Below are 25,591 nucleotides of genomic sequence, written 5' to 3'. Positions count from 1 at the left end.
GACCCGGCCGTCCCCGGACGGCGGTCCGTACGTACGAAGGCCCGGTGAGGGGGCCGACAAGGGGGAACGAACGCGATGACGGCCGAGCTGGTCAGGGGGCAGAACCACCCGCTTCCCGGCACCCGCCTAGAGGTCCGGGTGTCGGCCGCCCAACCGGTCGTCGCCGGCGCCACACTCAGCGACGACCGGCGCAAGGTGCGCGGCACCTCCTGGGTCGCCCACCCCGGAGCGCCCACCCTGCCGGGCCTGGAAGTGTCCCGGCAGGCCGCCGCCGACCACCGCCTCGCCGTCGACCTCGACGCGCTGCCGGACGACGCCCACCAGGTCAACGTCCTGCTGGCGCTGCCCGTCGGCGTCGCGGGCCCGGCCAGCTTCGGTGCCGTCGCCGCGCCGTTCGTCGCCGTCACCGGCCTCGACGGCACCGAGATCGCCAGCTACACCCTCACGGACCTCACCGCCGAATCGGCCGTCGTCGCCCTGGAGCTGTACCGCAGGCAGGGCGCCTGGAAGGTGCGCGCCGTCGGCCAGGGCTACGCGGGCGGCCTCGCCGAGATGCTCACCGACCAGGGCCTGCCCCAGGCCCAGGACCTCGCGGCGACCATCAACGAAGCGGTGGCCCAGGGCCTCGCCCGCTCCGTCGCCCCGCCCCCGCCCCGCCCGGCGGACGAGGCCCGGGTGCGGGCCGCAGCCCAGGGCCACACGGCGCCCGGCAACGGCTCGCCCGCCCCGCAGGGCGACCCCGCCGTCCCCCACCCCGTCCCGCCCGCCCCGCCCCAGCCGGGCCCGCCCGCGCCGGGCGACGCCGCCCCGGCCCAGCCCGGCGACGGCGGCTCCGTCGACTACACCCACCCCCGCCGCCAGACCAGCGCGCCCCCGCCGCCCCCGCCCGCCGTGCCGGCGGCCGCGCCCGGGCAGCCCGCGCAGCCCGTCGCGGGCGACGCCACCGGCTGGTCCCTGGAGGAGCGCCTCTACAACCAGGTGTGGGGCATGTTCGAGGACCTGGCCCGCACCACGGCGGCCTACCGCAGCGCCGTCGACTTCGCCGACTCGCGCAGGGAGCAGGAGCTCGACAAGGTCCTCTCCGACCCGCGCAGCCGCATCGGCGGCGCGGGCGACGCCGCGCGCGAGACCGCCCGCGCCAAGCACGGCGACCTCGTGGACCAGGCCAGGGCCGCGCTCGACCGCGACCTGGGCCAGCTCGCCGCCGAGGCGGACGTCGTGGAGCCCGCGCTGCCCCCGGCGTTCGCCGACTGGTCGAGCCCCGTCTGGCACGCCTACCGCGCCCCCATGGAGATCCCCATGGCCGTGCGTCTCGGCGGACTCCATCTGCCCGAGCGCCCTGACCTGCGCATCCCCATGCTGGTGCGGCTGCCCCTGGAGCGCGGCCTGTGGATCGACAGCGGCCGCTCGGGCACCGACTCGCTCGCGGACGCCGACACCCTGCACCGCCTCGCCCTGGACAGCGCCGTCGCGCACGCCGCGCGCCTGCTGGCCGTCTATCCGCCCGGCGAGTTCACCGTGCACGTCATCGACCCGGCGGGCACCGGCGCGACCGCGCTCGCCCCGCTCGTGACCTCCGGGGCCCTGGACGAGCCGCCCGCCGCCGGCGCCGCGGGCACCGGCGCCGTCCTCACCCGGCTCACCCAGCGGGTTGACCTACTGCAGATGGCCGTCCGCGGCGGCGTCACCTCGTCCCTGCCGCCGGATCTCGACACCGGCGAGCACCTCCTGGTGGTCAACGACTTCCCGCACGGCTTCGACGACCGCGCCGTGACCCAGCTGCGCTATCTGGCCGACGAGGGCCCGGCCGTCGGCGTCCATCTGATGATGGTCGCCGACCGCGAGGACGCCCGGGAGTACGGCCCGCTGCTCGACCCGCTGTGGCGCGCGCTCCTGCGGCTGACCCCGGTGCCCGACGACCACCTCGCCGACCCCTGGGTGGGCCACGCGTGGACGTACGAGCCGCCGCTGGCGCCCACCGGCAGCGAGGTGCTCCACCACGTCCTGGCGGGCGTGGGCACGGCCCGGCGCACGGGCAGCCGCTGAGCCCTCCCGCCGAGGCGCGGCGGCCTCCCGCCGCCGCGCCGAGGGCCGCCCCTCCCATCCGCCGTCGACGCGCGAGCACGCTCCTGACGAGTGATCCGCATGTCGACTAAGTGACCAGGAGCGGCCCTGACCTCGTTATTTGGCGGCCGTTTGCCGTGGCCTTTACCAAACCTTGGTCTTTCGCGTAGGCTTCTGTGTGCGGAGGGGAGTACTCCATACGCGACGTGCCCGTCAATACGGACCGCCATCGGTCCCGGGGCGTCGGCCCGCCAGGCGCCGAGGGCGCCCGGGTGGAAGAGACCTCCGGCAGCGACGACGCTGATCAGTAGCCGTACGACGCCGGAGGCGCAGTGGACGTTTCAATGACCCTGTGGGTGACGACCGTTCTCGGTCTGTGTGCCCTGATCGCGGTCGACTTCTTCATCGGGCGCAAGCCGCACGATGTGTCGATCAAGGAAGCCGGAATCTGGACGATCGTCTGGATCGTGCTCGCCGCGCTCTTCGGGCTCGGCCTGCTGATCGCGGGCGAGAGCCAGGCCTCCGGCGAGTTCTTCGCGGGCTTCATCACCGAGAAGTCGCTGAGCGTCGACAACCTCTTCGTCTTCATCCTGATCATGGCGAAGTTCTCGGTGCCCTCCCACCTCCAGCAGCGCGTGCTGCTGTTCGGCGTGCTGATCGCGCTGGTCCTGCGAGCGATCTTCATCGCCGCCGGCGCCGCGGTCATCGCCAACTTCTCCTGGGTCTTCTACATCTTCGGTGCCTTCCTGATCTACACCGCCTGGAAGCTCATCCAGGAGGCGCGCGCCGACGAGGAGGAAGAGGACTGGGAGGAGAACCGCCTCCTGAAGTCCATCGAGAAGAAGTTCGGCGTCTCGGACCGCTACGAGGGCACGAAGCTGTTCGTCCGGAAGAACGGCAAGCGCATCATGACGCCCCTCATGGTCGTCATGCTCGCCATCGGCACCACCGACGTGCTGTTCGCGATGGACTCCATCCCCGCGATCTTCGGCCTCACCCAGGACCCGTACATCGTCTTCACCGCCAACGCCTTCGCCCTGATGGGCCTGCGTCAGCTGTACTTCCTCATCGGCGGTCTCCTGAGGAAGCTGGTCCACCTCAGCTACGGCCTGTCGGTGATCCTCGGCTTCATCGGCGTGAAGCTCGTCCTGCACGCCTTGCACGAGAACGGGGTGCACGTCCCCGAGATCTCCATCCCGGTCTCGCTCGGCGTCATCTGCGGTGTCCTCGTCATCACGACGATCACCAGCCTCATGGCCTCCAAGAAGCAGCAGGAGCGCGATGCGGCCGCCGCGGAGACCGGCAAGGACGACGCCCAGAAGGACAGCATCGAGGCGTAACCACCCTCTCCGTAGAGAGGCAGTACGAAGGTGCCCCTCTCCGTAGGGAGCGGGTACCGCTGAAACGAACCACCGGAAGCGGTGCACAGTCCTCGACTGTGCACCGCTTCCGCATAGAGAGGAACGTATGGAGTCGCGGCCCTCCCGCGCGCGGGGCAGCATCGAAGGCATGATCCCTGGACTCCGGACCATCGCCTCGCGGTGGACGGCAGCAGTGCCCGTTCTCGGAGTCGTCCTGCTCGCCTGCACGTGGGGGCGGGAACTCCCCGGTGGCGTCGTCGCCCTGGTGACGGTGGTCCTCGCGGGGGCCGTGCTCGCCGCGGTGCACCACGCCGAGGTCATCGCGCACCGCGTGGGCGAACCGTTCGGCTCCCTGGTCCTCGCCGTCGCCGTGACGATCATCGAGGTGGCCCTGATCGTCACCCTGATGGCCGACGGCGGCGACAAGAGCTCCACCCTGGCCCGGGACACCGTCTTCGCCGCCGTGATGATCACCTGCAACGGCATAGTGGGCCTCTGCCTGCTCACCGCGGCCCTGCGGCACCGCGTCGCCGTCTTCAACCCCGAGGGCACCGGGGCGGCCCTCGCGACGGTCGCCACGCTGGCCACGCTCAGCCTGGTCCTGCCGACGTTCACGACGTCCAAGCCGGGCCCGGAGTTCTCCACCTCGCAGCTCACCTTCGCGGCCCTGGCCTCACTCGTCCTGTATGGCCTGTTCGTGGCGACCCAGACCGTGCGCCACCGCGACTACTTCCTGCCGGTCACCAAGGACGGCGACGTCCTCGACACCGACGACCACGCCGAGGGCCCCTCCGCCCGCACCACCCGGATCAGCCTCGGGCTGCTCGCGCTCGCCCTGGTCGGCGTCGTCGGCCTCGCCAAGGGCGTGTCGCCGACCATCGAGTCGGGCGTGGAGTCCGCGGGCCTGCCGCACGCCGTCGTCGGCGTGATCATCGCCCTGCTCGTGCTGCTCCCGGAGACCATCGCGGCCGTGCGCGCCGCCCGCCGCAACCGCGTGCAGACCAGCCTGAACCTGGCCCTCGGCTCGGCGATGGCCAGCATCGGCCTGACCATCCCGGCCGTCGCCATCGCCTCCGTGTGGCTGACCGGGCCGCTCGTGCTCGGGCTCAGCTCGACCCACATGGTGCTGCTCCTGCTCACGGTCGGCGTCAGCACGCTCACCGTCGTGCCGGGCCGGGCCACGCTCCTTCAGGGCGGCGTCCACCTGGTGCTCTTCGCGGCCTATCTGGAGCTGGCCATGAACCCGTGAGCGGCGGGGCGGTGCCCGTCACCCGGTGCCGGTCACCCGGTGACCGGCACCGCCCGGCCCGCGGGCCGCGTCTCCGGCAGCAGCGCGAAGCAGCCGAGGCTCAGCACCGCCACGGCCGTCAGATACGCCGCCACGCCCCAGGGCGTGCCCGTGCCGCGGGCCGCCGCCGTCGCCACGAGCGGCGTCAGGGCGCCGCCGAGCACCCCGGCGAGGTTGTAGCCCACCGCGGCCCCCGTGCAGCGCACACGGGGCTCGTACAGCTCCGGCAGATAGGCCGCGACCACCCCGAACATGGTCGTGAACGCGAGCAGGGCCACCAGGAAGCCGAGGAACATCAGCAGCGGCTCGCCCGTCGCCAGGAGCGCCACCATCGGGAACATCCACAGGACGATCGCCGCGCACCCGAGCAGACACAGCGGACGCCGCCCGTAGCGGTCGCCCAGGTGCGCCGACACGGGCGTCAGCGCCCCCATGGCGACGACGGCCGCCATCACGCACACCAACATCACCGTGCGGCTCACGCCGAGCCGTTCCACGCCGTAGGCCAGCGACCACGTCGTCACGGCGTAGAACACCGCGTACCCGACCGCGAGGGCACCCGCCGTGAGCAGGACGAGCCGCCAGTGGCCGCGCGCCACCTCGGCGAGCGGCACGCGCGCGGGCTCGCGCACGCCGAGGAAGTCCGGGCTCTCCTCCAGGGAGGCGCGCAGCGCGAGCCCGGCCGCCGCGAGCAGCCCCGCCACCCAGAACGGAATCCGCCACCCCCAGGACGCGAACTGCGCCTCCGTGAGCGTCACCGAGAGCCCCAGGGTGATGCCGTTGGCGAACAGGAAGCCGATCGCGGGGCCGATCTGCGGAAAGCTCGCCCACAGCCCGCGCCGCTCGGCGGGCGCGTGCTCGGCCGCCAGGAGCACCGCACCGCCCCACTCGCCGCCGAGACCCACACCCTGCACGAACCGCAGGACGAGCAGCAGCAGGGGAGCGGCGGCGCCGATCGACTCGTACGTCGGTACGCAGCCGACGGCGACGGTGGCGAGGCCCGTCATGAGCAGGGAGATCACCAGGACGGGCCGCCGGCCGTGCCGGTCGCCGACGTGCCCGAAGACGACGGACCCCAGCGGCCGGGCCACGAAGCCGACCCCGAACGTCGCGAACGCGGCGAGCGTGCCCGCCAGGGGCGAGAACGTCGGGAAGAACAGCGGCCCGAGCACGAGCGCGGCCGCGGTGCCGTAGACGAAGAAGTCGTAGAACTCGATGGCGGTCCCCGCGAGCGAGGCGGCGGCGAGCCGCGGCAGCGACGGGGCGGCCCCCACCGGGGGTGTTGACGGAGAGTCACTGGTGTGCACGTTCCGTCAACACCCCACCGTGCGGGGCGGTTACGGGAAGTGCTTCAGTACGTGACCGTGATGCGCCTCTGCGAGCCGTCCACCCGTCCACGACCCGCTCGGCGCCCTCGGGCAGGTGCCAGGTCCAGCCCTCGCCCGGCTCGGTCGTCGCCCCCGATGCTCGCGATGACGGCCTTCACCGTCGGGTCGGCGAACGCGGCGTGCAGGTCCTCGGCCCGCTCGCGCGGCGAGGAGCCCATCTTGCGCGTCGTCGGGTACTCCACCGGCTCCAGGTGGAACTGTCCTTGCAGGCGCGCGAGTCCCAGGTCGAAGGGCAGCGGGAAGAGTTCCGGCAGTCCGGAGGACGGCGAGACGACCGCCACGCGGTCACCCGGCCGTGGCTTCGGGGGGTAGCGGGGCGGCTCCTGGGGCGGCGTCATGCCCGGCAGCGTACGTCGGGCCGCCCGGCACCCGCACCGCGATAAAGGGCCCGTGACGCGCCACGACGGCCCTGTGGGCGCAGGGCGGCCGGAAAGCCTGCCACGCGCCCTTCGGGGACCCGTGACGCACCGTGCGGAATCCGGTGGCGCACCATGCCGATCGGCCTGTGGCGCGCCGTGATAGACCGTCTGTGAGCAGCAGCCCGACGCACGGAGGACCCTGTGCCCCACACCCTCGCCACCGCCCCGATCATGATCCTGAACGGGCCCAACCTGAACCTCCTGGGCAAGCGGCAGCCGGAGATCTACGGCACCGACACGCTCGCCGACGTCGAGGTCCGCTGCGCCGAGGCGGCCGCGGCGCACGGCGGGACGGTCGACCTCAGGCAGTCCAACCACGAGGGCGAGCTGGTGGACTGGATCCACGAGGCGCGCGAGCACCACGTGGGCATCGTCATCAACCCCGCCGCCTACTCCCACACGTCCGTCGCGATCCTGGACGCGCTCAACACCTGTGACGGCATGCCGGTGGTGGAGGTCCACATCTCCAACATCCACCAGCGGGAGGCCTTCCGGCACCACTCGTACGTCTCGCAGCGCGCCGACGGCGTCATCGCGGGCTGCGGGGTGCAGGGCTACGTCTTCGGGGTGGAGCGGGTGGCCGCGCTGGTGACGCGGGGCTGACGGCGGCGCCGGGGAACCGGCGCCGCCCACCGGCTCACCAGCCGCGCTCGCGCCACTCCGGCAGGTGCGGGCGCTCCGCGCCGAGCGTCGTGTCGTCGCCGTGCCCGGGGTACACCCAGGTCTCGTCCGGAAGCGTGCCGAAGATCTTCGTCTCGACGTCGTCGATGAGGCTCGCGAACCGCTCCGGGTCCTTCCACGTGTTGCCGACGCCCCCGGGGAAGAGGCAGTCGCCCGTGAAGACGTGCGGATGGCCGTGCGGGTCGTCGTAGACGAGGGCGATGGAGCCCGGCGTGTGCCCCACGAGATGGCGCGCGGTGAGCGAGATCCGGCCGAATTCGATCGTGTCGCCGTCGTCGACGAGGACCTGCGTCGGCACCGGGATGCCCTCGGCGTCCTCGCGGCCCGCGTACGTCCGTGCGCCCGTCGCCCCGACGACCTCCTCCAGGGCCTGCCAGTGGTCGCCGTGCTGGTGGGTGGTGACGACGGCCGCGATGCCGTCGTCGCCGATCAGGGTCAGCAGGGTCCGGGGCTCGTTCGCCGCGTCGATCAGGAGCTGCTCGTCGGTGGCCCGACAGCGCAGCAGATAGGCGTTGTTGTTCATCGGCCCGACCGCGACCTTCGAGATCATCAGGTCCCGCAGCTCGTGCACGTCCGCGGGTCCGCCGACCTTCACCGCTCCGCTGTACGTCATGGAAGTCAGCCTAATCCGTCCTAGAGCGCGGGCAGGGAGGGGAGCGGACCGCCTTCGACGGTCAGGGCGGCGGCGAGCTCCGCCGGGTCGCGGCGGCCCGCGAGCCAGCCGAGCAGGGCGGGTGCCGGGCCGCTGACGGTGACCTCGGGCTTGTCCGGGCTCTCCGGGGCGCGGCCCGTGCCCCACGCGCGCGTGCCGTCGGTGACACGGGTCGCGGGGACGTCGGCCTTCCCCAGGAAGCGGGCCGTGAGGAAGTCGATCTCGCGCTCCACGAAGTCGGCGGGCAGGTCCTCCAGCTCGTACCCCACGCCCAGGTCCACGTGGTGCAGCTCCATCTCGATCCACCGCCGGAACGGCACCCGGGACGCGGAGTCCGTGACGCCGTTGCGCAGCTCCACCGTCCGGGACCAGTCCGCGGGCCGGTCGGCCTCGTCCTGGAAGCGGGCCGCGGAGAGCCGCAGGTCCTCGATCTGCTCGGCCAGGGGCCGCGGCGCGCCCCGCTCGATGTCGCCGTCGCGGGCCTCGGCGCTCGTGTACATGGGGCGGCCTGCGAGAACGTTCACCAGAGCGTCGGCGTTCCGCGCGAGGTGGGTGAGGACGTGGCCACGGCTCCAGCCCGGAAGCCGTGACGGCTCGGCGGCCGCGGCGTTGTCCCATGAGGAGACTGCGCTCAGCAGCCTTTCGGTCGCGTCACGTACAGACGCCAGGTCGCGCACATGATCAATCATGGGCCAGACGATAGCCCCGCCACACGTTCGGGTGAAGGCGGCCGACCACCCCCTCAAATCGAATGTCCGTGCTATACGCTCGACAGAAGCATCGGGCACTCTTGATGGTCCTGGTTTCACCAACCACAGGATCCGGCCCGGCATTGTCAGTGGGTCGCCCTAGTCTGTGAAGGACGGGGGCCCCGCCCCTGTCACTTCTCTCAAGAAAGGTGCGGACCGGCGTGGCCGACCGTCTCATCGTCCGTGGCGCGCGCGAGCACAATCTCAAGAACGTCTCGCTCGACCTCCCGCGTGACTCCCTCATCGTCTTCACCGGTCTGTCCGGGTCCGGCAAGTCCTCGCTCGCGTTCGACACGATCTTCGCCGAGGGCCAGCGCCGGTACGTCGAGTCCCTCTCGTCGTACGCGCGCCAGTTCCTCGGCCAGATGGACAAGCCCGACGTCGACTTCATCGAGGGCCTCTCGCCCGCGGTCTCCATCGACCAGAAGTCGACCTCGCGCAACCCGCGCTCGACGGTCGGCACCATCACCGAGGTGTACGACTATCTGCGCCTGCTGTTCGCGCGCATCGGCAAGCCGCACTGCCCCGAGTGCCGCCGCCCGATCAGCCGCCAGTCGCCGCAGGCCATCGTCGACAAGGTCCTCGAGCTGCCCGAGGGCAGCCGCTTCCAGGTCCTGTCGCCGCTGGTGCGCGAGCGCAAGGGCGAGTTCGTCGACCTCTTCGCCGACCTCCAGACGAAGGGGTACAGCCGCGCCCGGGTCGACGGCGCCACGATCCAGCTCTCCGAGCCCCCCACGCTGAAGAAGCAGGAGAAGCACACCATCGAGGTGGTCGTCGACCGCCTCACGGTCAAGGAGAGCGCCAAGCGCCGCCTGACCGACTCCGTGGAGACCGCGCTCGGCCTCTCCGGAGGCATGGTCGTGCTCGACTTCGTCGACCTCCCCGAGGACGACCCCGAGCGCGAGCGCATGTACTCGGAGCACCTGTACTGCCCGTACGACGACCTGTCCTTCGAGGAGCTGGAGCCCCGCTCCTTCTCCTTCAACTCGCCCTTCGGCGCCTGCCCCGACTGCACCGGCATCGGCACGCGCATGGAGGTCGACCCCGAGCTCCTCGTCCCCGACGAGGAGAAGTCGCTCGACGAGGGCGCCATCCACCCCTGGTCGCACGGCCACACGAAGGACTACTTCGGCCGTCTGGTCGGAGCCCTCGCCGACGCGCTCGGCTTCTCCATGGACATGCCCTGGGCGGGCCTCCCGCAGCGCGCCAAGAAGGCCCTGCTCTACGGCCACAAGACCCAGATCGAAGTCCGCTACCGCAACCGGTACGGCCGCGAGCGGGTCTACACCACCGCCTTCGAAGGCGCCGTCCCCTTCGTCAAGCGGCGCCACTCCGAGGCGGAGAGCGACTCCAGCCGCGAGCGCTTCGAGGGCTATATGCGCGAGGTGCCGTGCCCCACCTGTGAGGGCACGCGCCTGAAGCCGATCGTCCTGGCCGTCACGGTCATGGACCGGTCCATCGCCGAGGTCTCCGCGATGTCCATCAGCGACTGCGCGGACTTCCTCGCCCAGCTGAAGCTGACCGCCCGCGACAAGAAGATCGCCGAGCGCGTCCTCAAGGAGGTCAACGAGCGGCTGCGCTTCCTCGTCGACGTCGGCCTCGACTATCTGTCCCTGAACCGCGCCGCGGGCACCCTCTCCGGCGGCGAGGCCCAGCGCATCCGCCTGGCCACCCAGATCGGCTCCGGCCTGGTCGGCGTGCTCTACGTCCTCGACGAGCCCTCCATCGGCCTGCACCAGCGGGACAACCACCGCCTCATCGAGACCCTGGTCCGGCTGCGCGACATGGGCAACACCCTGATCGTGGTCGAGCACGACGAGGACACCATCAAGGTCGCCGACTGGGTCGTCGACATCGGCCCCGGCGCGGGCGAGCACGGCGGCAAGGTCGTGCACAGCGGCTCCCTGAAGGAGCTGCTCGCCAACGACGAGTCCATGACGGGCCAGTATCTGTCGGGCAAGAAGGAGATCCCCGTCCCCGACGTGCGCCGCCCCGCCGACCCGAGCCGTCAGCTCACGGTCCACGGCGCCCGGGAGAACAACCTCCAGGACATCGACGTCTCCTTCCCCCTCGGTGTGCTCACGGCCGTCACGGGCGTCTCCGGCTCCGGCAAGTCGACCCTCGTGAACGACATCCTGTACACCCACCTCGCCCGCGAGCTGAACGGCGCGAGGTCGGTCCCCGGCCGCCACACGCGCGTGGAGGGCGACGACCTCGTCGACAAGGTCGTCCACGTCGACCAGTCGCCCATCGGCCGCACCCCCCGGTCGAACCCGGCGACGTACACCGGCGTCTTCGACCACGTCCGCAAGCTCTTCGCGGAGACCACGGAGGCCAAGGTCCGCGGCTACCTCCCCGGCCGCTTCTCGTTCAACGTGAAGGGCGGCCGCTGCGAGAACTGCTCCGGCGACGGCACCATCAAGATCGAGATGAACTTCCTCCCGGACGTGTACGTCCCGTGCGAGGTCTGCCACGGCGCGCGGTACAACCGCGAGACGCTCGACGTGCACTACAAGGGCAAGTCCATCGCCGAGGTCCTCGACATGCCCATCGAGGAGGCGCTCGACTTCTTCGAGGCGGTCCCCGGCATCGCCCGCCATCTGAGGACCCTCCACGAGGTGGGCCTCGGCTATGTCCGCCTCGGCCAGTCCGCGCCCACGCTCTCCGGAGGTGAGGCGCAGCGCGTCAAGCTGGCGAGCGAGCTGCAGAAGCGCTCCACGGGCCGCACGGTCTACGTCCTGGACGAGCCGACCACCGGTCTGCACTTCGAGGACATCAGCAAGCTCATCAAGGTCCTGTCCGGCCTCGTCGACAAGGGCAACACGGTCATCGTCATCGAGCACAACCTCGACGTGATCAAGACGGCCGACTGGGTCGTCGACATGGGCCCCGAGGGTGGCAGCGGCGGCGGCCTCGTCGTCGCCGAAGGCACCCCCGAGCAGGTCGCCGGAGTGCCCGCGAGCCACACGGGCAAGTTCCTGCGGGACATCGTCGCCGCCGACCGCATCAGCGACGCGAGTCCGTCTCCGGCGCGGCGCACGAGGAAGAAGGCGGCCGTGGCGGCCACCTCCGCCCCCGCGAAGAAGACGGCGACCGCCAGGACGGCCAAGACCGCCGCCGCGAAGAAGGCGACGGCCTCCACCACGAAGGCCTCCACCAAGGCCAGCACCGAGAAGGCGACCGCCAAAAAGGCCCCTGCCAAGAAGGCCACGGCCAAGAAGACCGTCACCAAGAAGGCGGTCGCGAAGAAGGCACCCGCGAAGAAGGCGGCGAGCCGCAAGGCCTGACCGCGAGAGGCCGGGCCGCGCGACCCGGCCGCGTCCGGGTCGCGCGGTCCGGACGTGCACCAGGGGCGCGCCCTCCGCAAGGACGGCGCGCCCCTGTCTTGTCGCGCGGCATGCCGCCGTGATCGGCTGAGGCGGCCAGGGCCGGGCCCGGTCCTGGCACCCGTACGACCGCCAGGGAGACGTACGACATGCCCACACCCGCAGGGCCCGCCGTCCGTGTCGAACGGAGCGGACCCGTCACCACCGTGGTCCTCTCCCGACCGGACGTGCGCAACGCCGTCGACGGCCCCACCGCCCGCGCCCTGGCCGACGCCTTCCGCGCCTTCGACGCCGACCCGGAAGCGTCCGTCGCCGTCCTGTGGGGCGAAGGCGGCACCTTCTGCGCGGGCGCCGACCTCAAGGCGATGGGCACGCCGGAGGGCAACGACGTCGCCGAGGTGGACGGCGCGCACGACGGCCCCATGGGGCCCACCCGGCTCGCGCTCACCAAGCCCGTCATCGCCGCGATCTCGGGGCACGCCGTCGCGGGTGGCCTGGAGCTGGCCCTCTGGTGCGATCTGCGGGTCGTCGAGGACGACGCCGTGCTCGGCGTGTTCTGCCGCCGCTGGGGCGTGCCGCTCATCGACGGCGGGACGGTACGCCTGCCCCGGATCATCGGCGAGGGCCGCGCCCTCGACCTGATCCTCACCGGCCGGCCCGTGGACGCCGCCGAGGCCCTCGGGATGGGGCTCGTCAGTCGCGTCGTACCGCCGGGCACCGCCCGTGCCGCAGCCGAGCGGCTGGCCGCCGAGATCGCCGCGTTCCCGCAGACCTGTCTGCGGCACGACCGGCTCTCCGTCCGTGAACAGCACGGGCTGCCCGAACAGCAGGCGCTGGCGGGCGAGTTGCGGCACGGCCTGCACGCGCTCGCGGAAGCAGCCGAAGGCGCCGCCCGTTTCACCGCCGGAGCGGGACGGCACGGCGCCTTCGGAGAGGGCTGACCGAGGACTCGTCCTGCTGGCAGGACGAGCAACGCGAACAGACGAGCAACGCGAACAGGGGGGGACAAAGGGGCAGCGAGGGCCACCGGACAGGCGGCCGCTCCGCTGACGCGCCGCCCTTCCCGGCCTCCGGTTACGCGTCGCCCTTCCCGGGCTCCAGGAACTGCATGTCCAGCTGGATCTTGACGACCTCACCGAGCATCCCGGGAGCGAAGGACAGGCCGTACTCGCTGCGCCGGATCTCGCCCGTCGCCTCGAAACCGGCGTGCCGGACCTCACCGAACTCGCCGAGCCCGCCGAACTCCACGGCGAGCGTCACCGGGCGCGTCACCTCGCCGATGGTCAGCTCGCCCGCCATCGTCCAGTCCTCGCCCGCGCCCTCAAGGCGGGTGGAGCGGAAGGTCATGGTGGGGCGGTGCTCCACGTCGAGCAGGTCGGACGCGCGGACGTGCGCGTCACGGTCCGCGTTGCCGGTGTCGATCGACGCCAGCTGGATCGTGGACGTCACGGAGCTGGTCTCCAGGGTCTCGCCCACGACGAGCTCCGCGTCGAACTCGGCGAAGCGGCCCCGCACCTTGGAGATGCCCAGGTGACGGATCGTGAAGTTCACCGCGGAGTGGAACGGATCGATGGCCCAGCGGCCCGCGGGCAGAGGAAGAGGGGTGGTGGCAACGGCCGCGTCAGTGGTTTCGAAGCTCATGCCGACCACTGTGGGGCGGCGCGCGAGACGGAGGAAGGCCGGGCCGAGACTGGTAGTGACAGGGCCATGATCCGGGCCCGCGACCCGCGGATCCCCCTGGTACGTTCGCGGAGTGAGCGACAACGAGTTGGGCGCCTTCCTGCGCACACGCCGTGAAGCCGTCACTCCCACGGAGGTCGGCCTGCCGAGCGGGCCGCGCCGGCGCACCCCCGGACTGCGCCGCTCCGAGGTCGCAACGCTCGCGGGCATCAGCGTCGAGTACCTCACCCGCCTCGAACAGGGCCGCGACCGCAACCCGTCCGCGCAGGTGCTCGGCGCGCTCGCGGACACGCTGCGCCTGACCATCGAGGAGCGCATCCACCTGCGCCGCCTGGAGAAGGCCAGCGGCGGCGCCGACGACCCGTGCTGCTCGGCGGCCCCGCCCCCGGCCCGGGAGGTGCGCCCGACCGTGCGGGCCGTCGTCGACCGCCTGGAGCCCACCCCGGCCGTGCTGCTCAACCGGCTCAGCGACATCATCGCGTACACGACGGGTTACGAACGCGTCGCCCGTCCGCTGGGGCTCCTCGACGGCGACCGGCCCAACCTGCTGCGGTTCGTCTTCACCGACGAGCGGGCCCGCACCGCCTTCCCCGAGTGGGAGCGCGTCGCCGACGAGCAGATCGCGCACCTCAGAAGCGAATCGCCGATGATCGACCCCCATGTGATGCAGCTCGTGGACGAGTTGACGGTCCTCGCCGGAGCGCCGTTCGCCGATCGCGCCCACGCCGTGCCCGATGTGCCGCGCCGCAGCGGCGTGCAGCGCCTCAGCCATCCGCAGGTGGGTAGCCTGCGTCTCGCGTACGAGTCGCTCGCCCTGCCCGACGTCGACGGGCAGCGCCTCCTGGTGCACCTCCCGGCCGACGACGCCACGTCGGCCGCGCTCGACCGGCTGAACGGCCGCCAGCCGGGCGGCCTGCGCGCGGTCAGCGGCTGAGGCGCCCCCCCCCGCAGGCACGCGCACCACACCTCCGCAGGCACGCACCGGCCCACCCACACGTCGGTACGCGTCAGCCGTTTCGGCGGGCTACCCGTTACCCGTCCACCTCCGCCGCGTACGGCGGCTCGGCGCCCGCCCGCGAGCAGGTCACGGCCGCCGCGCGCGCCGCGAAGCCCAGGACGTCCGTCCACGCTTCGGCGTCGAGCCCGGCCACGGCGTCCGCCGACAGCGCGTCCCGGGCAGCCAGGGAGTGCAGCAGCGCCGCGTTGACCGTGTCGCCCGCGCCGATCGTGTCCACGACGTCCACGGGGACGCCCGGCACATCGACCTCGCCGCACGCGCGCGTGAGCACCGACAGGCCGTCGCCGCCCCGCGTGACCACGACGGCGGCGGGCCCGGACGCCAGCCACTCCTGGGGCGTGCCGCCCAGCCAGCGCGCGTCCTCCTCCGACAGCTTCAGGAGCGCCACCGACGGCAGCCAGCTCTTGAAGCGGGCGCGGTAGGCGTCCGCGTCGGGGATGAGCCCGGCACGGATGTTGGGGTCGAGGGCCGTGAACACGCCCTGCGCCGCCGCGCGCCGCATCAGCTCCTCGTACGCGCTCGCACCCGGCTCCAGGACCATCGAGCAGGTCCCGAACGTCATGGCCCGTACGCCGTCGGGAAGGCGCGCGGGCGCGGCGAAGAGCCGGTCGGCCGTGCCGTCGACGTAGAAGGAGTAGCCCGCCGAGCCGTCCGCGGCGATCGAGGTCAGGGCCAGCGTCGTCGGCTCGGTGCCGCGCTGCACCAGCGAGACGTCGACACCGGCCGTCCGCAGCCGCGCGAGCAGCGCCTCGCCGAACGCGTCGCACGAGACGCGGGAGCAGAAGCCGGCGGGGGAGCCGAGGCGGCCGAGCGCGACCGCGGTGTTGAAGGGCCCGCCGCCGAGCCGGGGCGCGAGCGGGGCGAGGGCCGCGTCCGCCGGCGGACCGGCGTCCTGCGGAACGAGGTCGATGAGGGCTTCACCTGCGGCGACTATCACTGATGGTTCCTTTCCCGCGCTCCGCTTGCGCACAGGCTAGAGCCTGTACGGGCGGCCGGACCGGGGCGGGCGGCACCCGGGCACGGCCGGGGCCGACACGGTCACGTTCGTGCCGGGCGCGGTCACGAAGGTCCGTAACGGTAGGGTCTGCCCCGTCGCCAAACCCTCCTGACCTGTGGAGACCTCATGTCCGGCACCCCTCACGCCCGTCGCACCGTGCTGCGCGCGGCCGCGCTCGCCCCGGTCGCCGGGCTCGGTCTGACGGCCTGCTCGTCCGGCGACGGCAACGGCAGCCGCTCCGCGCCGACCGAGCCGGTGGACCTGGGCGCGGCCGACGAGGTGGCCGTGGGCGGCTCGAAGCTGTACACCGACCACAACGTGGTGGTCAGCAGGATCGCGGACGACGAGTACAAGGCGTTCAGCACGATCTGCACGCACGCGCGGTGCCCCATCCACAAGCTCCAGGGCAGCAAGCTGACCTGTCAGTGCCACGGCAGCCAGTTCGACGCGAGGAACGGCAAGGTGCTGCACGAGCCCGCCGTGGCCCCCCTGGAGGAGCTGCCCGTGAAGGTGGCGGGCGGCAAGATCGTGGCGGGCCCCGGGGCCTGAGGCGGTGCGCGGGCCCCGGGCGGGGCGCTCACTGGGCGTCCGCTCCCCGGGCTCCACGCCCGTGCCCCCTGCCCGTTCCTGCGCCCTCAGTCCCAGTCCCACTCGATCCCGACGATCCCGGCCCGCACCTGCGGCTCCACGAGGTGCACCGACCGGTGGCTGCCGGTCAGCGTGAGCTCCCTGCGCCCCACGCGCGGGGCGGCCGCCGAGTGCTGGGTGAAGCGGTGGCAGCGCACGGGCAGGGCGCCCCTGGCGAAGCGGACCTGGAGGGCGTACTGGCCGCCCGCGAAGCTGAAGCCGCGGAAGTACTCGCCGCTCACCCCGGCCGTGCCGTCCTCGAAGCCGTAGCGGAACATATGCGTCTCGCCCGCGCGCAGGCGCACGTCGAAGAGCAGCTCGGCGACCAGGACGCCGGTGTCGTGGTGCCAGCGGACGCGCCCGGTGCGGCAGTTGTCCAAGGCGAGGACCCGGGTGCGCTCGGGCGCGCAGCCCGGGTCGCCGTGGTGGATGGCGACGTAGCGGTCCACGCCGTCCCGGTGCGCGCGCACGATGTGCTCCGAGTCGCGGCCGAGCAGCTCGCGCGCTCCGCCGATGCGGACGCGCTCGTGGTGGCCGACGGTGTGCAGGCCGCCGTCGAGCGGGGACTCCAACTCGCCCAGGAGGGCCTGGAGGACGTCGGCGGCCTCCACCAGGGAGCGGTACGAACGGGCGGGGGGCCGTTCGCCGTCAGGACAGTCGTCGGTACGGGCGAGCAGCCGGATCAGGGACTCCTCGGGGAGGTCGAGTATCTCCTCCAGGGCGCGCACGGCCCGCAGCGACTCGGCGCGCTGCGGGCGGCGCGCGCCCTGCTGCCAGTAGCTGAGGCTGGTCACCCCGACGCTGACGCCGTGGCGCGCGAGGTGGTGGCGCACGCGTTGCAGGGGCAGTCTGCGCGCGGCGATCGCCGCGCGCAGCGCGACGTGGAAGGGGCCGGTGCGCAGGGCGGAGGCGAGCTCCGCGGGGACGGTGTCCGCGAGGGGAGAGGCGGGCAGGCGGGTGGGGGGATGCGTGGGGGAGGGCGCGGGCCGCACCGCGGGTCCTTTCTGTGAACGTTCACACAGACCGTGGGTGTGTACGCGCTGATCGGAGCGGGCGACCAGGTGAGCGTACGGCCGGTGTTCACAGGGGTGGGCTGTTGTTCACGGTTCCATTAACCCCGCATTGAAGCGTGTTGACCGGAAGTCAACAAGGCTTGATGCTCAATCCAGCGTCCGGACGCGTTCCTCCACCTCAAACCCCCACTGCTCGGGAGGACCGCGATGCACCACAGATCCAGCAACTCCAGTCGGCGGAGACGGCTTTCCGCCCTCGCCGTCGCCGTGACGGCCCTGGCGGCCGTGCCGACGGCAACGGCCGTTGCGGCCCCGCACGACACCGCCGCGCCGCGCTCCACAGCGTCCTCCGTGTCGGCCCCCGCGGCCGGTGAGCGCGTCGCAGCCCCGTCCGCCCTCGCGGCCAAGCGCCTGAACCTCACCATGCAGGCACAGCAGAAGACCAACTGGTGCTGGGCGGCGGCGGGCAACACCATCGCCACCTTCATGGGCAAGAACTACTCCCAGAACCAGTTCTGCAACGCGGCCTTCAACCGCAGCCAGAACACCGAGTGCCCCAACAACCAGGCCACCCTGGGCAACGTGCAGACCGCCCTGGGCTGGATGGGCATCAACCGCGGCTCGTACGTCACCGGCTGGCTGCGGTACGACACCGTGCAGGCCGAGGTCAACGCCAACCGTCCCGTCGAGACCCGCATCCAGTGGTCCAACGGCGGCGGCCACATGCACACCCTCTACGGCTACGACACCGCCAACAGCTGGGTCTACTGGGGCGACCCGTGGCCGTCGAACGACCGCTACAACTGGGCGTCGCACTCCTGGTACACCAACAACAACACGTTCTCCTGGACCCACTCGCTGTACCGGATAGGGGCGTGAGAGCGATGACCCGTCACCTGCCCCGCGTCTCCGTAGAGAGCCGATACGCCCGTGGCCGTCTCCTGAAGGCCACGCTCGCCGGTTCCGCCGCCGCGCTGCTGCTCGGGCTCGCGGCGCCGCACGCCACCGCCGACTCCGGACCGGCGGCGCCGCCCGCGCCCGCCGCTCCCTCCGAGGCCACCCGGGGCGCCGCCCACGACGCGGCCGAGGCCCCGAAGACCCTCGACACGCTCTCCCGGTTCTTCGCCCGCGACGGCGCCGTCAGCAAGGCGAAGGCCGCGCCCCGCGTGACGGGGGAGCGGGCCGTACCCGTCTACTACCTGGCGGCCGACTTCGTCGCGGGCAAGAAGGGCGCACCGATCGCCGCCATGGAGTTCCTCGCCAGCGAGGCGGTCTCCTCCGACGGCCAGAAGGCGTCGCTGTGGACCGCCCGGCAGGCCGGCTCCTGGCAGGTGGTGAACATCGCCACCGGGAACGACGAGACGCGCTACGCACGCGTGGGCGCCGACAAGCTCCCCGGAGGCACCGTCTTCATCGAGCCGCAGATCAACGCCTGGTACGTGCAGAAGGGAGAGCGGATCCTGCCGCTCGACCGGGACGCGATCCGTGCCGTCGGCGCGAACGGCACCACGGTCGCCGCCTACCAGCGCCGGGTGCACAAGGCGTACGGGGACAAGCTGCCGGGGTCCGCGTACGCGAAGTCCGGCAAGGCCGGAGGCTATGACGAGCCCGCGGCCGCCCCCCGGTCCGAGGGCAGGACCGCCTCCGCCGCCGGGTCCGCGGACGGTCCGGTGACCGTGGTCTCCTCGGTGGCCGCCGCCGGCGCCGCCGTCGCGCTCGGCCTCTCCGGGGCCGCGCTCGTCCGGCGCCGCTCGCGCCGCCTCGGCTGAGACCGCCCGGCTCCGGCCGGAGCCCGCCCGCCCCTGCCGCAGGGGCGGGCGGGTCCGCGCCGCTGTCATACCCCGCCAGTAGGCTGTCCGACATGGCCGACCCTTCCAGCTACCGCCCCAAGCCGGGACAGATCCCCGACTCGCCCGGGGTCTACAGGTTCCGTGACGAGCACCGCCGTGTGATCTACGTCGGGAAGGCCAAGAGCCTGCGCCAGCGCCTCGCCAGCTATTTCCAGGACCTGGCGAACCTGCACCCGCGCACGGCCACCATGGTGACGACGGCCGCCTCCGTGGAGTGGACCGTCGTCGCCACGGAGACCGCCGCGCTGCAGCTGGAGTACACCTGGATCAAGGAGTACGACCCGCGTTTCAACGTCAAGTACCGCGACGACAAGAGCTATCCCTACCTCGCGGTGACGATGAACGAGGAGTTCCCGCGCGTGCAGGTGATGCGCGGTCAGAAGAAGAAGGGCGTGCGCTACTTCGGTCCGTACGGCCACGCCTGGGCCATCCGCGACACCGTGGACCTGCTGCTCCGCGTCTTCCCCGTGCGGACGTGCTCGGCGGGCGTCTTCAAGAACGCGGCCCGCACCGGCCGCCCCTGCCTCCTCGGCTACATCGGCAAGTGTGCCGCGCCCTGCGTGGACCGGATCTCCGCCGAGGACCACCGGGAACTGGCCGAGGACTTCTGCGAGTTCATGACCGGCCGCACGGGCACGTACATCCGGCGCCTGGAGCGTCAGATGACGGACGCGGCCGAGGAGATGGAGTACGAGCGGGCGGCCCGCCTCCGCGACGACATAGACGCCCTCAGGAAGGCGATGGAGAAGAGCGCGGTCGTCCTCGCCGACGCCACCGACGCCGACCTGATCGCCGTCGCCGAGGACGAGCTGGAGGCCGCCGTCCAGATCTTCCACGTGCGCGGCGGACGCGTGCGCGGCCAGCGCGGCTGGGTCACCGACAAGGTCGAGGCCGTCACCACCGCCGACCTCGTCGAGCACGCGCTCCAGCAGCTCTACGGCGAGGAGCGCGGCGACTCCGTGCCCAAGGAGGTGCTCGTCCCCGCGCTGCCCGACCCCGTGGGGCCCGTCCAGGAGTGGCTCACCCAGCGCCGCGGGTCGAACGTGTCGCTGCGCATCCCGCAGCGCGGCGACAAGAAGGCCCTCATGGAGACCGTCGCGCGCAACGCCCAGCAGTCGCTCGTCCTGCACAAGACCAAGCGCGCCTCCGACCTCACCACGCGCTCCCGGGCCCTGGAGGAGATCGCCGCGGCCCTGGAGCTCGACAGCGCGCCCCTGCGCATCGAGTGCTACGACATCTCGCACCTCCAGGGCGACGACGTGGTCGCCTCCATGGTCGTCTTCGAGGACGGGCTCGCCCGCAAGAGCGAGTACCGCCGCTTCCAGATCAAGGGCTTCGAAGGACAGGACGACGTCCGGTCCATGCACGAAGTGATCACGCGGCGCTTCCGGCGCTACCTCGTCGAGAAGGAGAAGACGGGGGAGTGGAGCCCGGAGGAGGCCCAGGAGGGCCTCACCGAGGACGACGGCCGCCCCAAGAGGTTCGCGTATCCGCCGCAGCTCGTCGTCGTGGACGGCGGGCAGCCGCAGGTAGCCGCCGCCCAGCGGGCCCTGGACGAGCTGGGCATCGACGACATCGCGGTCTGCGGCCTCGCCAAGCGCCTCGAAGAGGTCTGGGTGCCCGGCGAGGACGACCCCGTGGTCCTGCCGCGCACCAGCGAGGGCCTCTATCTGCTCCAGCGCGTGCGAGACGAGGCGCACCGTTTCGCTATCTCGTATCAGCGGACCAAACGGACCAAGCGCTTCAGAGCGAGTCCCCTGGACGACGTGTCCGGCCTCGGCGAGTCCAGGAAGCAGATACTGATCAAGCACTTCGGGTCGCTGAAGCGGCTCAGGTCCGCCACCATCGACCAGATCTGCGAGGTTCCCGGCGTCGGCCGCAAGACGGCGGAGGCCGTCCTCGCGGCCTTCGCCCAGGCGGCCCCGGCACCCCCCGCCGTGAACACCGCCACAGGAGAGATCATGGAGGACGAGGACCCCGTGGGGACGGGAGACTCGGATACAGGCGAGGAGCCCGCCCCGGCGGACGACTCGCTGAACGGCCAGGGGGCCACACCGACCGCGGCCCCGAAGGAAGGCGGGACGGCCACACCCGTGGGCGCCCCGGAACCACGACGGGGGATGGAGACATGAGCGAGCACGACGAAGGCGGTACCCAGGTGAGTACGGGCACGACCATCGAGCCGGGCGAGGCCGCCGAAGCGGCCATCCCGGAGCTGGTGATCATCTCCGGCATGTCCGGCGCGGGCCGCAGCACGGCCGCCAAGTGCCTGGAGGACCTCGGCTGGTTCGTCGTGGACAACCTGCCGCCCGCACTGATCCCCACCATGGTCGAGCTGGGCGCCCGCTCGCAGGGCAACGTCGCCCGCATCGCGGTCGTCGTCGACGTGCGCGGCCGCCGTTTCTTCGACAACCTCCGCGAGTCCCTCGCGGACCTGGAGTCCAAGCACGTCACCCGGCGCATCGTCTTCCTGGAGTCCTCGGACGACGCCCTGGTGCGCCGCTTCGAGTCCGTCCGCCGCCCGCACCCGCTGCAGGGCGACGGCCGCATCGTCGACGGCATCGCCGCCGAGCGCGAGCTCCTGCGCGAGCTGCGCGGCGACGCAGACCTGGTCATCGACACCTCCAGCCTGAACGTGCACGAGCTGCGCGCCAAGATGGACGCCCAGTTCGCGGGCGACGAGGAGCCCGAGCTGCGGGCCACGGTCATGTCCTTCGGCTTCAAGTACGGCCTGCCGGTCGACGCGGACCTCGTGGTCGACATGCGCTTCCTGCCCAACCCGCACTGGGTCCCGGAGCTGCGCCCCTACACCGGTCTCAACGAAGAGGTGTCGGCGTACGTCTTCAACCAGCCGGGCGCCAAGGAGTTCCTCGACCGCTACACCGAGCTGCTCCAGCTGATCGCCGCGGGCTACCGCCGCGAGGGCAAGCGGTACGTGACCATCGCCGTGGGCTGTACGGGCGGCAAGCACCGCTCCGTCGCCACCTCCGAGAAGCTCGCCGCGAGCCTGTCCTCCGCCGGCATCGAAACGGTCATCGTCCACCGGGACATGGGGCGCGAATGAAGCCCAACCGCCGGGTGCTCCGTCTGAACCGCATGGGCCGCAAGCGGGGCGCCCAGCCCAAGGTCGTCGCCCTCGGCGGCGGCATGGGCCTGTCCGCCTCGCTCGCCGCCCTGCGCCGCATCACCGGGGACCTCACCGCCGTCGTCACCGTCGCCGACGACGGCGGCTCCAGCGGCCGCCTGCGCCAGGAGCTCGGCGTGCTGCCGCCCGGCGACCTGCGCAAGGCGCTCGCCGCGCTCTGCGGCGACGACGACTGGGGCCAGACCTGGGCCCGCGTCATCCAGCACCGCTTCCAGTCCCGCGGCGACCTGCACGAGCACGCGGTCGGGAACGTACTGATCGTCGCCCTGTGGGAGCAGCTCGGCGACCACGTCCAGGCGCTCGACCTGGTCGGCAAGCTGCTCGGCGCACAGGGGCGCGTGCTGCCCATGTCCGCGGTGCCCCTGGAGCTGGAGGCCCTGGTCAAGGGCCACGACCCGGAGCGCCCGGACGACGTGGACACCGTGCGCGGCCAGGCCACCGTGGCGCTCACCCCCGGCGAGGTGCAGTCCGTGCACCTGGTCCCGCAGGCCCCGCCCGCCGTCCCGGAGGCGGTCGCCGCCGTCCTGGACGCCGACTGGGTGGTCCTCGGGCCCGGCTCCTGGTTCTCCTCCGTGATCCCGCACCTGCTCGTGCCCGAGCTGCTCGACGCGCTCACGGAGACGAAGGCCCGCCGGGTCCTGTCGCTCAACCTCGCACCGCAGCCCGGAGAAACCGAAGGCTTCTCTCCGCAGCGTCATTTGGAGGTTTTGGCCCGACACGCCCCTAAACTCGCCCTGGACGTGGTGCTGGCCGACGAGGCCGCCGTGCCCGACCGTGGGTCCCTGACCGATGCCGCCAAGCGGTTCGGTGCCACGGTGGAGCTGGCGCCGGTGGCCCGCGAGGACGGCAGCCCCAAGCACGACCCGGAGCTGCTTGCCGCCGCGTACGACCGTATTTTTCGGATGCATGGAAGGATCGGCCCATGGCGATGACGGCAGCGGTGAAGGACGAGATCTCCCGGCTTCCCGTCACCCGGACCTGCTGCAGGAAGGCGGAGGTCTCGGCGATCCTGCGGTTCGCGGGCGGGCTGCACCTGGTCAGCGGCCGCATCGTGATCGAGGCGGAGCTGGACACGGCGATGGCGGCGCGCCGGCTCAAGCGGGACATCCTGGAGATCTTCGGGCACGGCTCCGAGCTGATCGTGATGGCCCCCGGCGGCCTGCGCCGCGGCTCGCGCTACGTGGTCCGCGTGGTCGCGGGCGGCGACCAGCTGGCCCGCCAGACCGGCCTGGTGGACGGCCGCGGCCGTCCCATCCGCGGCCTGCCGCCGCAGGTGGTCTCGGGGGCCACCTGCGACGCCGAGGCCGCCTGGCGCGGGGCCTTCCTCGCCCACGGCTCGCTCACCGAGCCCGGCCGCTCGTCCTCCCTTGAGGTGACGTGCCCGGGTCCGGAGGCCGCCCTCGCCCTGGTCGGCGCCGCCCGGCGGCTGCAGATCGCCGCGAAGGCCCGCGAGGTGCGCGGCGTGGACCGCGTGGTCGTCCGTGACGGGGACGCGATCGGCGCCCTGCTGACGCGCCTGGGCGCCCACGAGTCCGTGCTCGCCTGGGAGGAGCGGCGGATGCGGCGCGAGGTGCGCGCCACCGCCAACCGCCTCGCCAACTTCGACGACGCCAATCTGCGCCGCTCGGCCCGTGCCGCCGTCGCCGCGGGCGCCCGGGTGCAGCGCGCCCTGGAGATCCTCGGCGAGGAGGTCCCCGAGCACCTCGCGGCCGCGGGCCGGCTGCGCATGGAGCACAAGCAGGCCTCCCTGGAGGAGCTGGGCGCGCTCGCCGACCCGCCGCTGACCAAGGACGCGGTCGCGGGGCGCATCCGCCGCCTGCTCGCGATGGCCGACAAGCGGGCCCAGGACCTGGGCATCCCCGGCACGGAGTCCAATCTGACCGAGGACCTCGCCGAGGAGATGGCGGACAACCTCGCGGTCTGACGCGGAGGCCTGACGCGAGGGCTGCCGGACCGGTCCGGCGAAGGGCTGCCGGACCGGTCCGGCGAGGGCCGCCGGACCGGTCCGGCGAGGGCCGCCGCCGGGCCCGGAAGGCCCTCCGGCAGCGTCCGAATCGCGGAATTTGCGCTCACCCGTGCAAGGGGTGAAACGGGTGAGCGCCATGGTGAGCGTGGTGCTTCTCACTACCGGACGGTATTGCCTTCCAGGGGGGTTCTCGATGTCACCCGGAGGCCTTCGGAGAGGTAGGGTCGGAGGCGGTCGGGGACATCCCAATACATCTCGCCGGCGTCTCAGACCGGCGTACCAACGAGGAGATCGGTTCGTGACGATCCGCGTAGGCATCAACGGCTTTGGCCGCATCGGTCGTAACTACTTCCGCGCGCTCCTTGAGCAGGGTGCGGACATCGAGATCGTGGCTGTCAACGACCTGGGTGACACCGCGACCACCGCACACCTGCTGAAGTACGACACCATCCTCGGCCGCCTCAAGGCCGAGGTGTCCCACACCGAGGACACCATCACCGTCGACGGCCACACCATCAAGGTGCTGTCCGAGCGCAACCCCGCCGACATCCCGTGGGGCGACCTCGGCGTCGACATCGTCATCGAGTCGACCGGCATCTTCACCAAGAAGGCCGACGCCGAGAAGCACATCGCCGGTGGCGCGAAGAAGGTCCTCATCTCGGCTCCGGCCAAGGACGAGGACATCACCATCGTGATGGGCGTCAACCAGGACAAGTACGACGCGGCCAACCACCACGTCATCTCCAACGCCTCCTGCACCACCAACTGTGTGGCGCCGATGGCCAAGGTCCTCGACGAGAACTTCGGCATCGTCAAGGGCCTGATGACGACGGTCCACGCGTACACCAACGACCAGCGCATCCTGGACTTCCCGCACTCCGACCTGCGCCGTGCCCGCGCCGCCGCGGAGAACATCATCCCGACCACGACCGGTGCCGCCAAGGCCACCGCCCTGGTCCTCCCGCAGCTCAAGGGCAAGCTGGACGGCATCGCCATGCGCGTCCCGGTCCCGACCGGCTCGGCCACCGACCTGGTCGTGACGCTGCAGCGCGAGGTCACCAAGGACGAGGTCAACGCCGCGTTCAAGAAGGCCGCCGACGACGGCGACCTCAAGGGCATCCTGTTCTACACCGAGGACCCGATCGTGTCCTCGGACATCGTCAGCGACCCGGCCTCCTGCACCTTCGACTCCTCCCTGACCATGGTCCAGGAGGGCAACTCGGTGAAGATCCTCGGCTGGTACGACAACGAGTGGGGCTACTCCAACCGCCTCGTCGACCTCACGGTCTTCGTCGGCGGTCAGCTCTGAGGCGCTCGCGCGCTTAGAGCAGGCACCCAGATGTGAGCAGCAGGGTCCGGACCGTTAA

At 72.0% G+C, this 25,591-nt stretch carries 21 protein-coding genes and 1 pseudogene; 15 read left to right on the top strand and 7 right to left on the bottom strand.

Annotation, left to right across the window (positions count from 1 at the left end):
• Positions 1–75: 75 nt before the first annotated feature.
• The 3 genes from C9F11_RS11045 (at position 76) to C9F11_RS11035 (ending at position 4,674) form a co-directional block, all read left to right on the top strand.
• Positions 76–2,046 carry a TerD family protein gene (locus C9F11_RS11045; protein WP_138959100.1) on the top strand — a complete coding sequence of 657 codons (1,971 nt, stop codon included), beginning with the start codon at positions 76–78 and terminating at the stop codon, positions 2,044–2,046.
• Positions 2,047–2,396: 350 nt separating this feature from the next.
• Positions 2,397–3,404, top strand: a complete 1,008-nt coding sequence (locus C9F11_RS11040) for a TerC family protein (protein ID WP_138959099.1) — start codon at positions 2,397–2,399, stop codon at positions 3,402–3,404.
• A gap of 169 nt (positions 3,405–3,573) precedes the next feature.
• Positions 3,574–4,674 carry an ionic transporter y4hA gene (locus C9F11_RS11035; RefSeq protein ID WP_138959098.1) on the top strand — a complete coding sequence of 367 codons (1,101 nt, stop codon included), beginning with the start codon at positions 3,574–3,576 and terminating at the stop codon, positions 4,672–4,674.
• A gap of 32 nt (positions 4,675–4,706) precedes the next feature.
• Here C9F11_RS11035 and C9F11_RS11030 read toward each other — a convergent pair whose 3' ends face one another.
• Together C9F11_RS11030 and C9F11_RS11025 are read right to left on the bottom strand one after the other, a co-directional pair.
• Positions 4,707–5,969: an MFS transporter gene (locus C9F11_RS11030; protein ID WP_138966342.1), complete on the bottom strand. Its 1,263-nt coding sequence runs from the start codon at positions 5,967–5,969 to the stop codon at positions 4,707–4,709.
• Positions 5,970–6,160: 191 nt separating this feature from the next.
• Positions 6,161–6,439: pseudogene (locus C9F11_RS11025) on the bottom strand (LD-carboxypeptidase); the annotation flags it as partial.
• 222 nt (positions 6,440–6,661) lie between these two features.
• Between C9F11_RS11025 and aroQ the strand changes: the two are divergent.
• On the top strand, positions 6,662–7,123 hold the full coding sequence (gene aroQ / locus C9F11_RS11020; protein WP_138959097.1) for a type II 3-dehydroquinate dehydratase: 462 nt from the start codon (positions 6,662–6,664) through the stop codon (positions 7,121–7,123).
• A 34-nt stretch (positions 7,124–7,157) separates the two neighbouring features.
• Here the strand turns inward: aroQ and C9F11_RS11015 are convergent, their stop codons facing one another.
• A complete protein-coding gene (locus C9F11_RS11015) occupies positions 7,158–7,814 on the bottom strand; it encodes an MBL fold metallo-hydrolase (protein WP_138959096.1) in 657 nt (218 codons plus the stop codon).
• 20 nt (positions 7,815–7,834) lie between these two features.
• Positions 7,835–8,542: a maleylpyruvate isomerase family mycothiol-dependent enzyme gene (locus tag C9F11_RS11010; protein ID WP_138959095.1), complete on the bottom strand. Its 708-nt coding sequence runs from the start codon at positions 8,540–8,542 to the stop codon at positions 7,835–7,837.
• Positions 8,543–8,763: 221 nt separating this feature from the next.
• Here C9F11_RS11010 and uvrA point away from each other — a divergent pair, with 221 nt between their 5' ends.
• Both uvrA and C9F11_RS11000 read left to right on the top strand, forming a co-directional pair.
• Positions 8,764–11,889 carry an excinuclease ABC subunit UvrA gene (uvrA, locus tag C9F11_RS11005; RefSeq protein ID WP_138959094.1) on the top strand — a complete coding sequence of 1,042 codons (3,126 nt, stop codon included), beginning with the start codon at positions 8,764–8,766 and terminating at the stop codon, positions 11,887–11,889.
• 188 nt (positions 11,890–12,077) lie between these two features.
• On the top strand, positions 12,078–12,869 hold the full coding sequence (locus C9F11_RS11000; RefSeq protein ID WP_138959093.1) for a crotonase/enoyl-CoA hydratase family protein: 792 nt from the start codon (positions 12,078–12,080) through the stop codon (positions 12,867–12,869).
• Positions 12,870–13,002: 133 nt separating this feature from the next.
• Here C9F11_RS11000 and C9F11_RS10995 read toward each other — a convergent pair whose 3' ends face one another.
• Positions 13,003–13,569 carry a YceI family protein gene (locus C9F11_RS10995; protein WP_138959092.1) on the bottom strand — a complete coding sequence of 189 codons (567 nt, stop codon included), beginning with the start codon at positions 13,567–13,569 and terminating at the stop codon, positions 13,003–13,005.
• A 112-nt stretch (positions 13,570–13,681) separates the two neighbouring features.
• On the opposite strand from C9F11_RS10995, the gene C9F11_RS10990 reads away from it, so the two are divergent.
• Positions 13,682–14,542 (top strand): helix-turn-helix transcriptional regulator, encoded by an 861-nt coding sequence (locus C9F11_RS10990; protein ID WP_138959091.1) that lies wholly within the window; start codon positions 13,682–13,684, stop codon positions 14,540–14,542.
• Between the two features lie 97 nt (positions 14,543–14,639).
• Here the strand turns inward: C9F11_RS10990 and C9F11_RS10985 are convergent, their stop codons facing one another.
• Positions 14,640–15,563 carry a carbohydrate kinase gene (locus C9F11_RS10985; RefSeq protein WP_138959090.1) on the bottom strand — a complete coding sequence of 308 codons (924 nt, stop codon included), beginning with the start codon at positions 15,561–15,563 and terminating at the stop codon, positions 14,640–14,642.
• A gap of 186 nt (positions 15,564–15,749) precedes the next feature.
• On the opposite strand from C9F11_RS10985, the gene C9F11_RS10980 reads away from it, so the two are divergent.
• Entirely contained in the window at positions 15,750–16,172 is a 423-nt protein-coding gene (locus C9F11_RS10980; RefSeq protein ID WP_138959089.1) for a Rieske (2Fe-2S) protein, read from the top strand.
• Positions 16,173–16,258: 86 nt separating this feature from the next.
• Here C9F11_RS10980 and C9F11_RS10975 read toward each other — a convergent pair whose 3' ends face one another.
• Positions 16,259–17,203 carry a hypothetical protein gene (locus tag C9F11_RS10975; RefSeq protein WP_138966340.1) on the bottom strand — a complete coding sequence of 315 codons (945 nt, stop codon included), beginning with the start codon at positions 17,201–17,203 and terminating at the stop codon, positions 16,259–16,261.
• Between the two features lie 267 nt (positions 17,204–17,470).
• Between C9F11_RS10975 and C9F11_RS10970 the strand changes: the two genes are divergently transcribed.
• The 7 genes from C9F11_RS10970 to gap all read left to right on the top strand — a co-directional run bounded on the left by C9F11_RS10970 (position 17,471) and on the right by gap (position 25,533).
• Positions 17,471–18,142 (top strand): papain-like cysteine protease family protein, encoded by a 672-nt coding sequence (locus C9F11_RS10970; protein WP_138959088.1) that lies wholly within the window; start codon positions 17,471–17,473, stop codon positions 18,140–18,142.
• 5 nt (positions 18,143–18,147) lie between these two features.
• A complete protein-coding gene (locus tag C9F11_RS10965) occupies positions 18,148–19,032 on the top strand; it encodes a hypothetical protein (protein ID WP_249401684.1) in 885 nt (294 codons plus the stop codon).
• Positions 19,033–19,124: 92 nt separating this feature from the next.
• On the top strand, positions 19,125–21,245 hold the full coding sequence (gene uvrC, locus C9F11_RS10960) for an excinuclease ABC subunit UvrC (RefSeq protein WP_249401683.1): 2,121 nt from the start codon (positions 19,125–19,127) through the stop codon (positions 21,243–21,245).
• Complete coding sequence (gene rapZ / locus C9F11_RS10955) at positions 21,242–22,177, top strand: RNase adapter RapZ (RefSeq protein WP_138959087.1); 936 nt, start codon at positions 21,242–21,244, stop codon at positions 22,175–22,177. Before uvrC ends, rapZ begins: the two co-directional genes overlap by 4 nt.
• Positions 22,174–23,190 (top strand): uridine diphosphate-N-acetylglucosamine-binding protein YvcK, encoded by a 1,017-nt coding sequence (gene yvcK, locus C9F11_RS10950; RefSeq protein ID WP_138959086.1) that lies wholly within the window; start codon positions 22,174–22,176, stop codon positions 23,188–23,190. The genes rapZ and yvcK overlap by 4 nt, the downstream gene beginning before the upstream one ends.
• The gene (gene whiA / locus C9F11_RS10945; protein WP_138959085.1) at positions 23,181–24,182 is read left to right on the top strand and encodes a DNA-binding protein WhiA; all 1,002 of its coding nucleotides are present in this window, start codon (positions 23,181–23,183) and stop codon (positions 24,180–24,182) included. Before yvcK ends, whiA begins: the two co-directional genes overlap by 10 nt.
• A gap of 340 nt (positions 24,183–24,522) precedes the next feature.
• Positions 24,523–25,533 (top strand): type I glyceraldehyde-3-phosphate dehydrogenase, encoded by a 1,011-nt coding sequence (gene gap, locus C9F11_RS10940; RefSeq protein WP_030687888.1) that lies wholly within the window; start codon positions 24,523–24,525, stop codon positions 25,531–25,533.
• The last annotated feature ends 58 nt before the right edge of the window (positions 25,534–25,591 follow it).

Source organism: Streptomyces sp. YIM 121038 (assembly GCF_006088715.1).
Lineage (GTDB): Bacteria > Actinomycetota > Actinomycetes > Streptomycetales > Streptomycetaceae > Streptomyces.
The sequence above is the reverse complement of the archived record's forward strand: the minus strand, read 5'-3'. Positions and strand labels throughout refer to the sequence as shown.

Bases quoted from the DNA above. Each gene is read 5' to 3' on its own strand.
- C9F11_RS11045 (WP_138959100.1), top strand. From the start codon at position 76: ATGACGGCCGAGCTGGTCAGGGGGCAGAACCACCCGCTTCCCGGCACC.
- C9F11_RS11035 (WP_138959098.1), top strand. From the start codon at position 3,574: ATGATCCCTGGACTCCGGACCATCGCCTCGCGGTGGACGGCAGCAGTG.
- C9F11_RS11015 (WP_138959096.1), bottom strand. From the start codon at position 7,814: ATGACGTACAGCGGAGCGGTGAAGGTCGGCGGACCCGCGGACGTGCAC.
- C9F11_RS11010 (WP_138959095.1), bottom strand. From the start codon at position 8,542: ATGATTGATCATGTGCGCGACCTGGCGTCTGTACGTGACGCGACCGAA.
- C9F11_RS11000 (WP_138959093.1), top strand. From the start codon at position 12,078: ATGCCCACACCCGCAGGGCCCGCCGTCCGTGTCGAACGGAGCGGACCC.
- C9F11_RS10995 (WP_138959092.1), bottom strand. From the start codon at position 13,569: ATGAGCTTCGAAACCACTGACGCGGCCGTTGCCACCACCCCTCTTCCT.
- C9F11_RS10980 (WP_138959089.1), top strand. From the start codon at position 15,750: ATGTCCGGCACCCCTCACGCCCGTCGCACCGTGCTGCGCGCGGCCGCG.
- C9F11_RS10970 (WP_138959088.1), top strand. From the start codon at position 17,471: ATGCACCACAGATCCAGCAACTCCAGTCGGCGGAGACGGCTTTCCGCC.
- C9F11_RS10965 (WP_249401684.1), top strand. From the start codon at position 18,148: ATGACCCGTCACCTGCCCCGCGTCTCCGTAGAGAGCCGATACGCCCGT.
- uvrC (WP_249401683.1), top strand. From the start codon at position 19,125: ATGGCCGACCCTTCCAGCTACCGCCCCAAGCCGGGACAGATCCCCGAC.
- rapZ (WP_138959087.1), top strand. From the start codon at position 21,242: ATGAGCGAGCACGACGAAGGCGGTACCCAGGTGAGTACGGGCACGACC.
- yvcK (WP_138959086.1), top strand. From the start codon at position 22,174: ATGAAGCCCAACCGCCGGGTGCTCCGTCTGAACCGCATGGGCCGCAAG.
- whiA (WP_138959085.1), top strand. From the start codon at position 23,181: ATGGCGATGACGGCAGCGGTGAAGGACGAGATCTCCCGGCTTCCCGTC.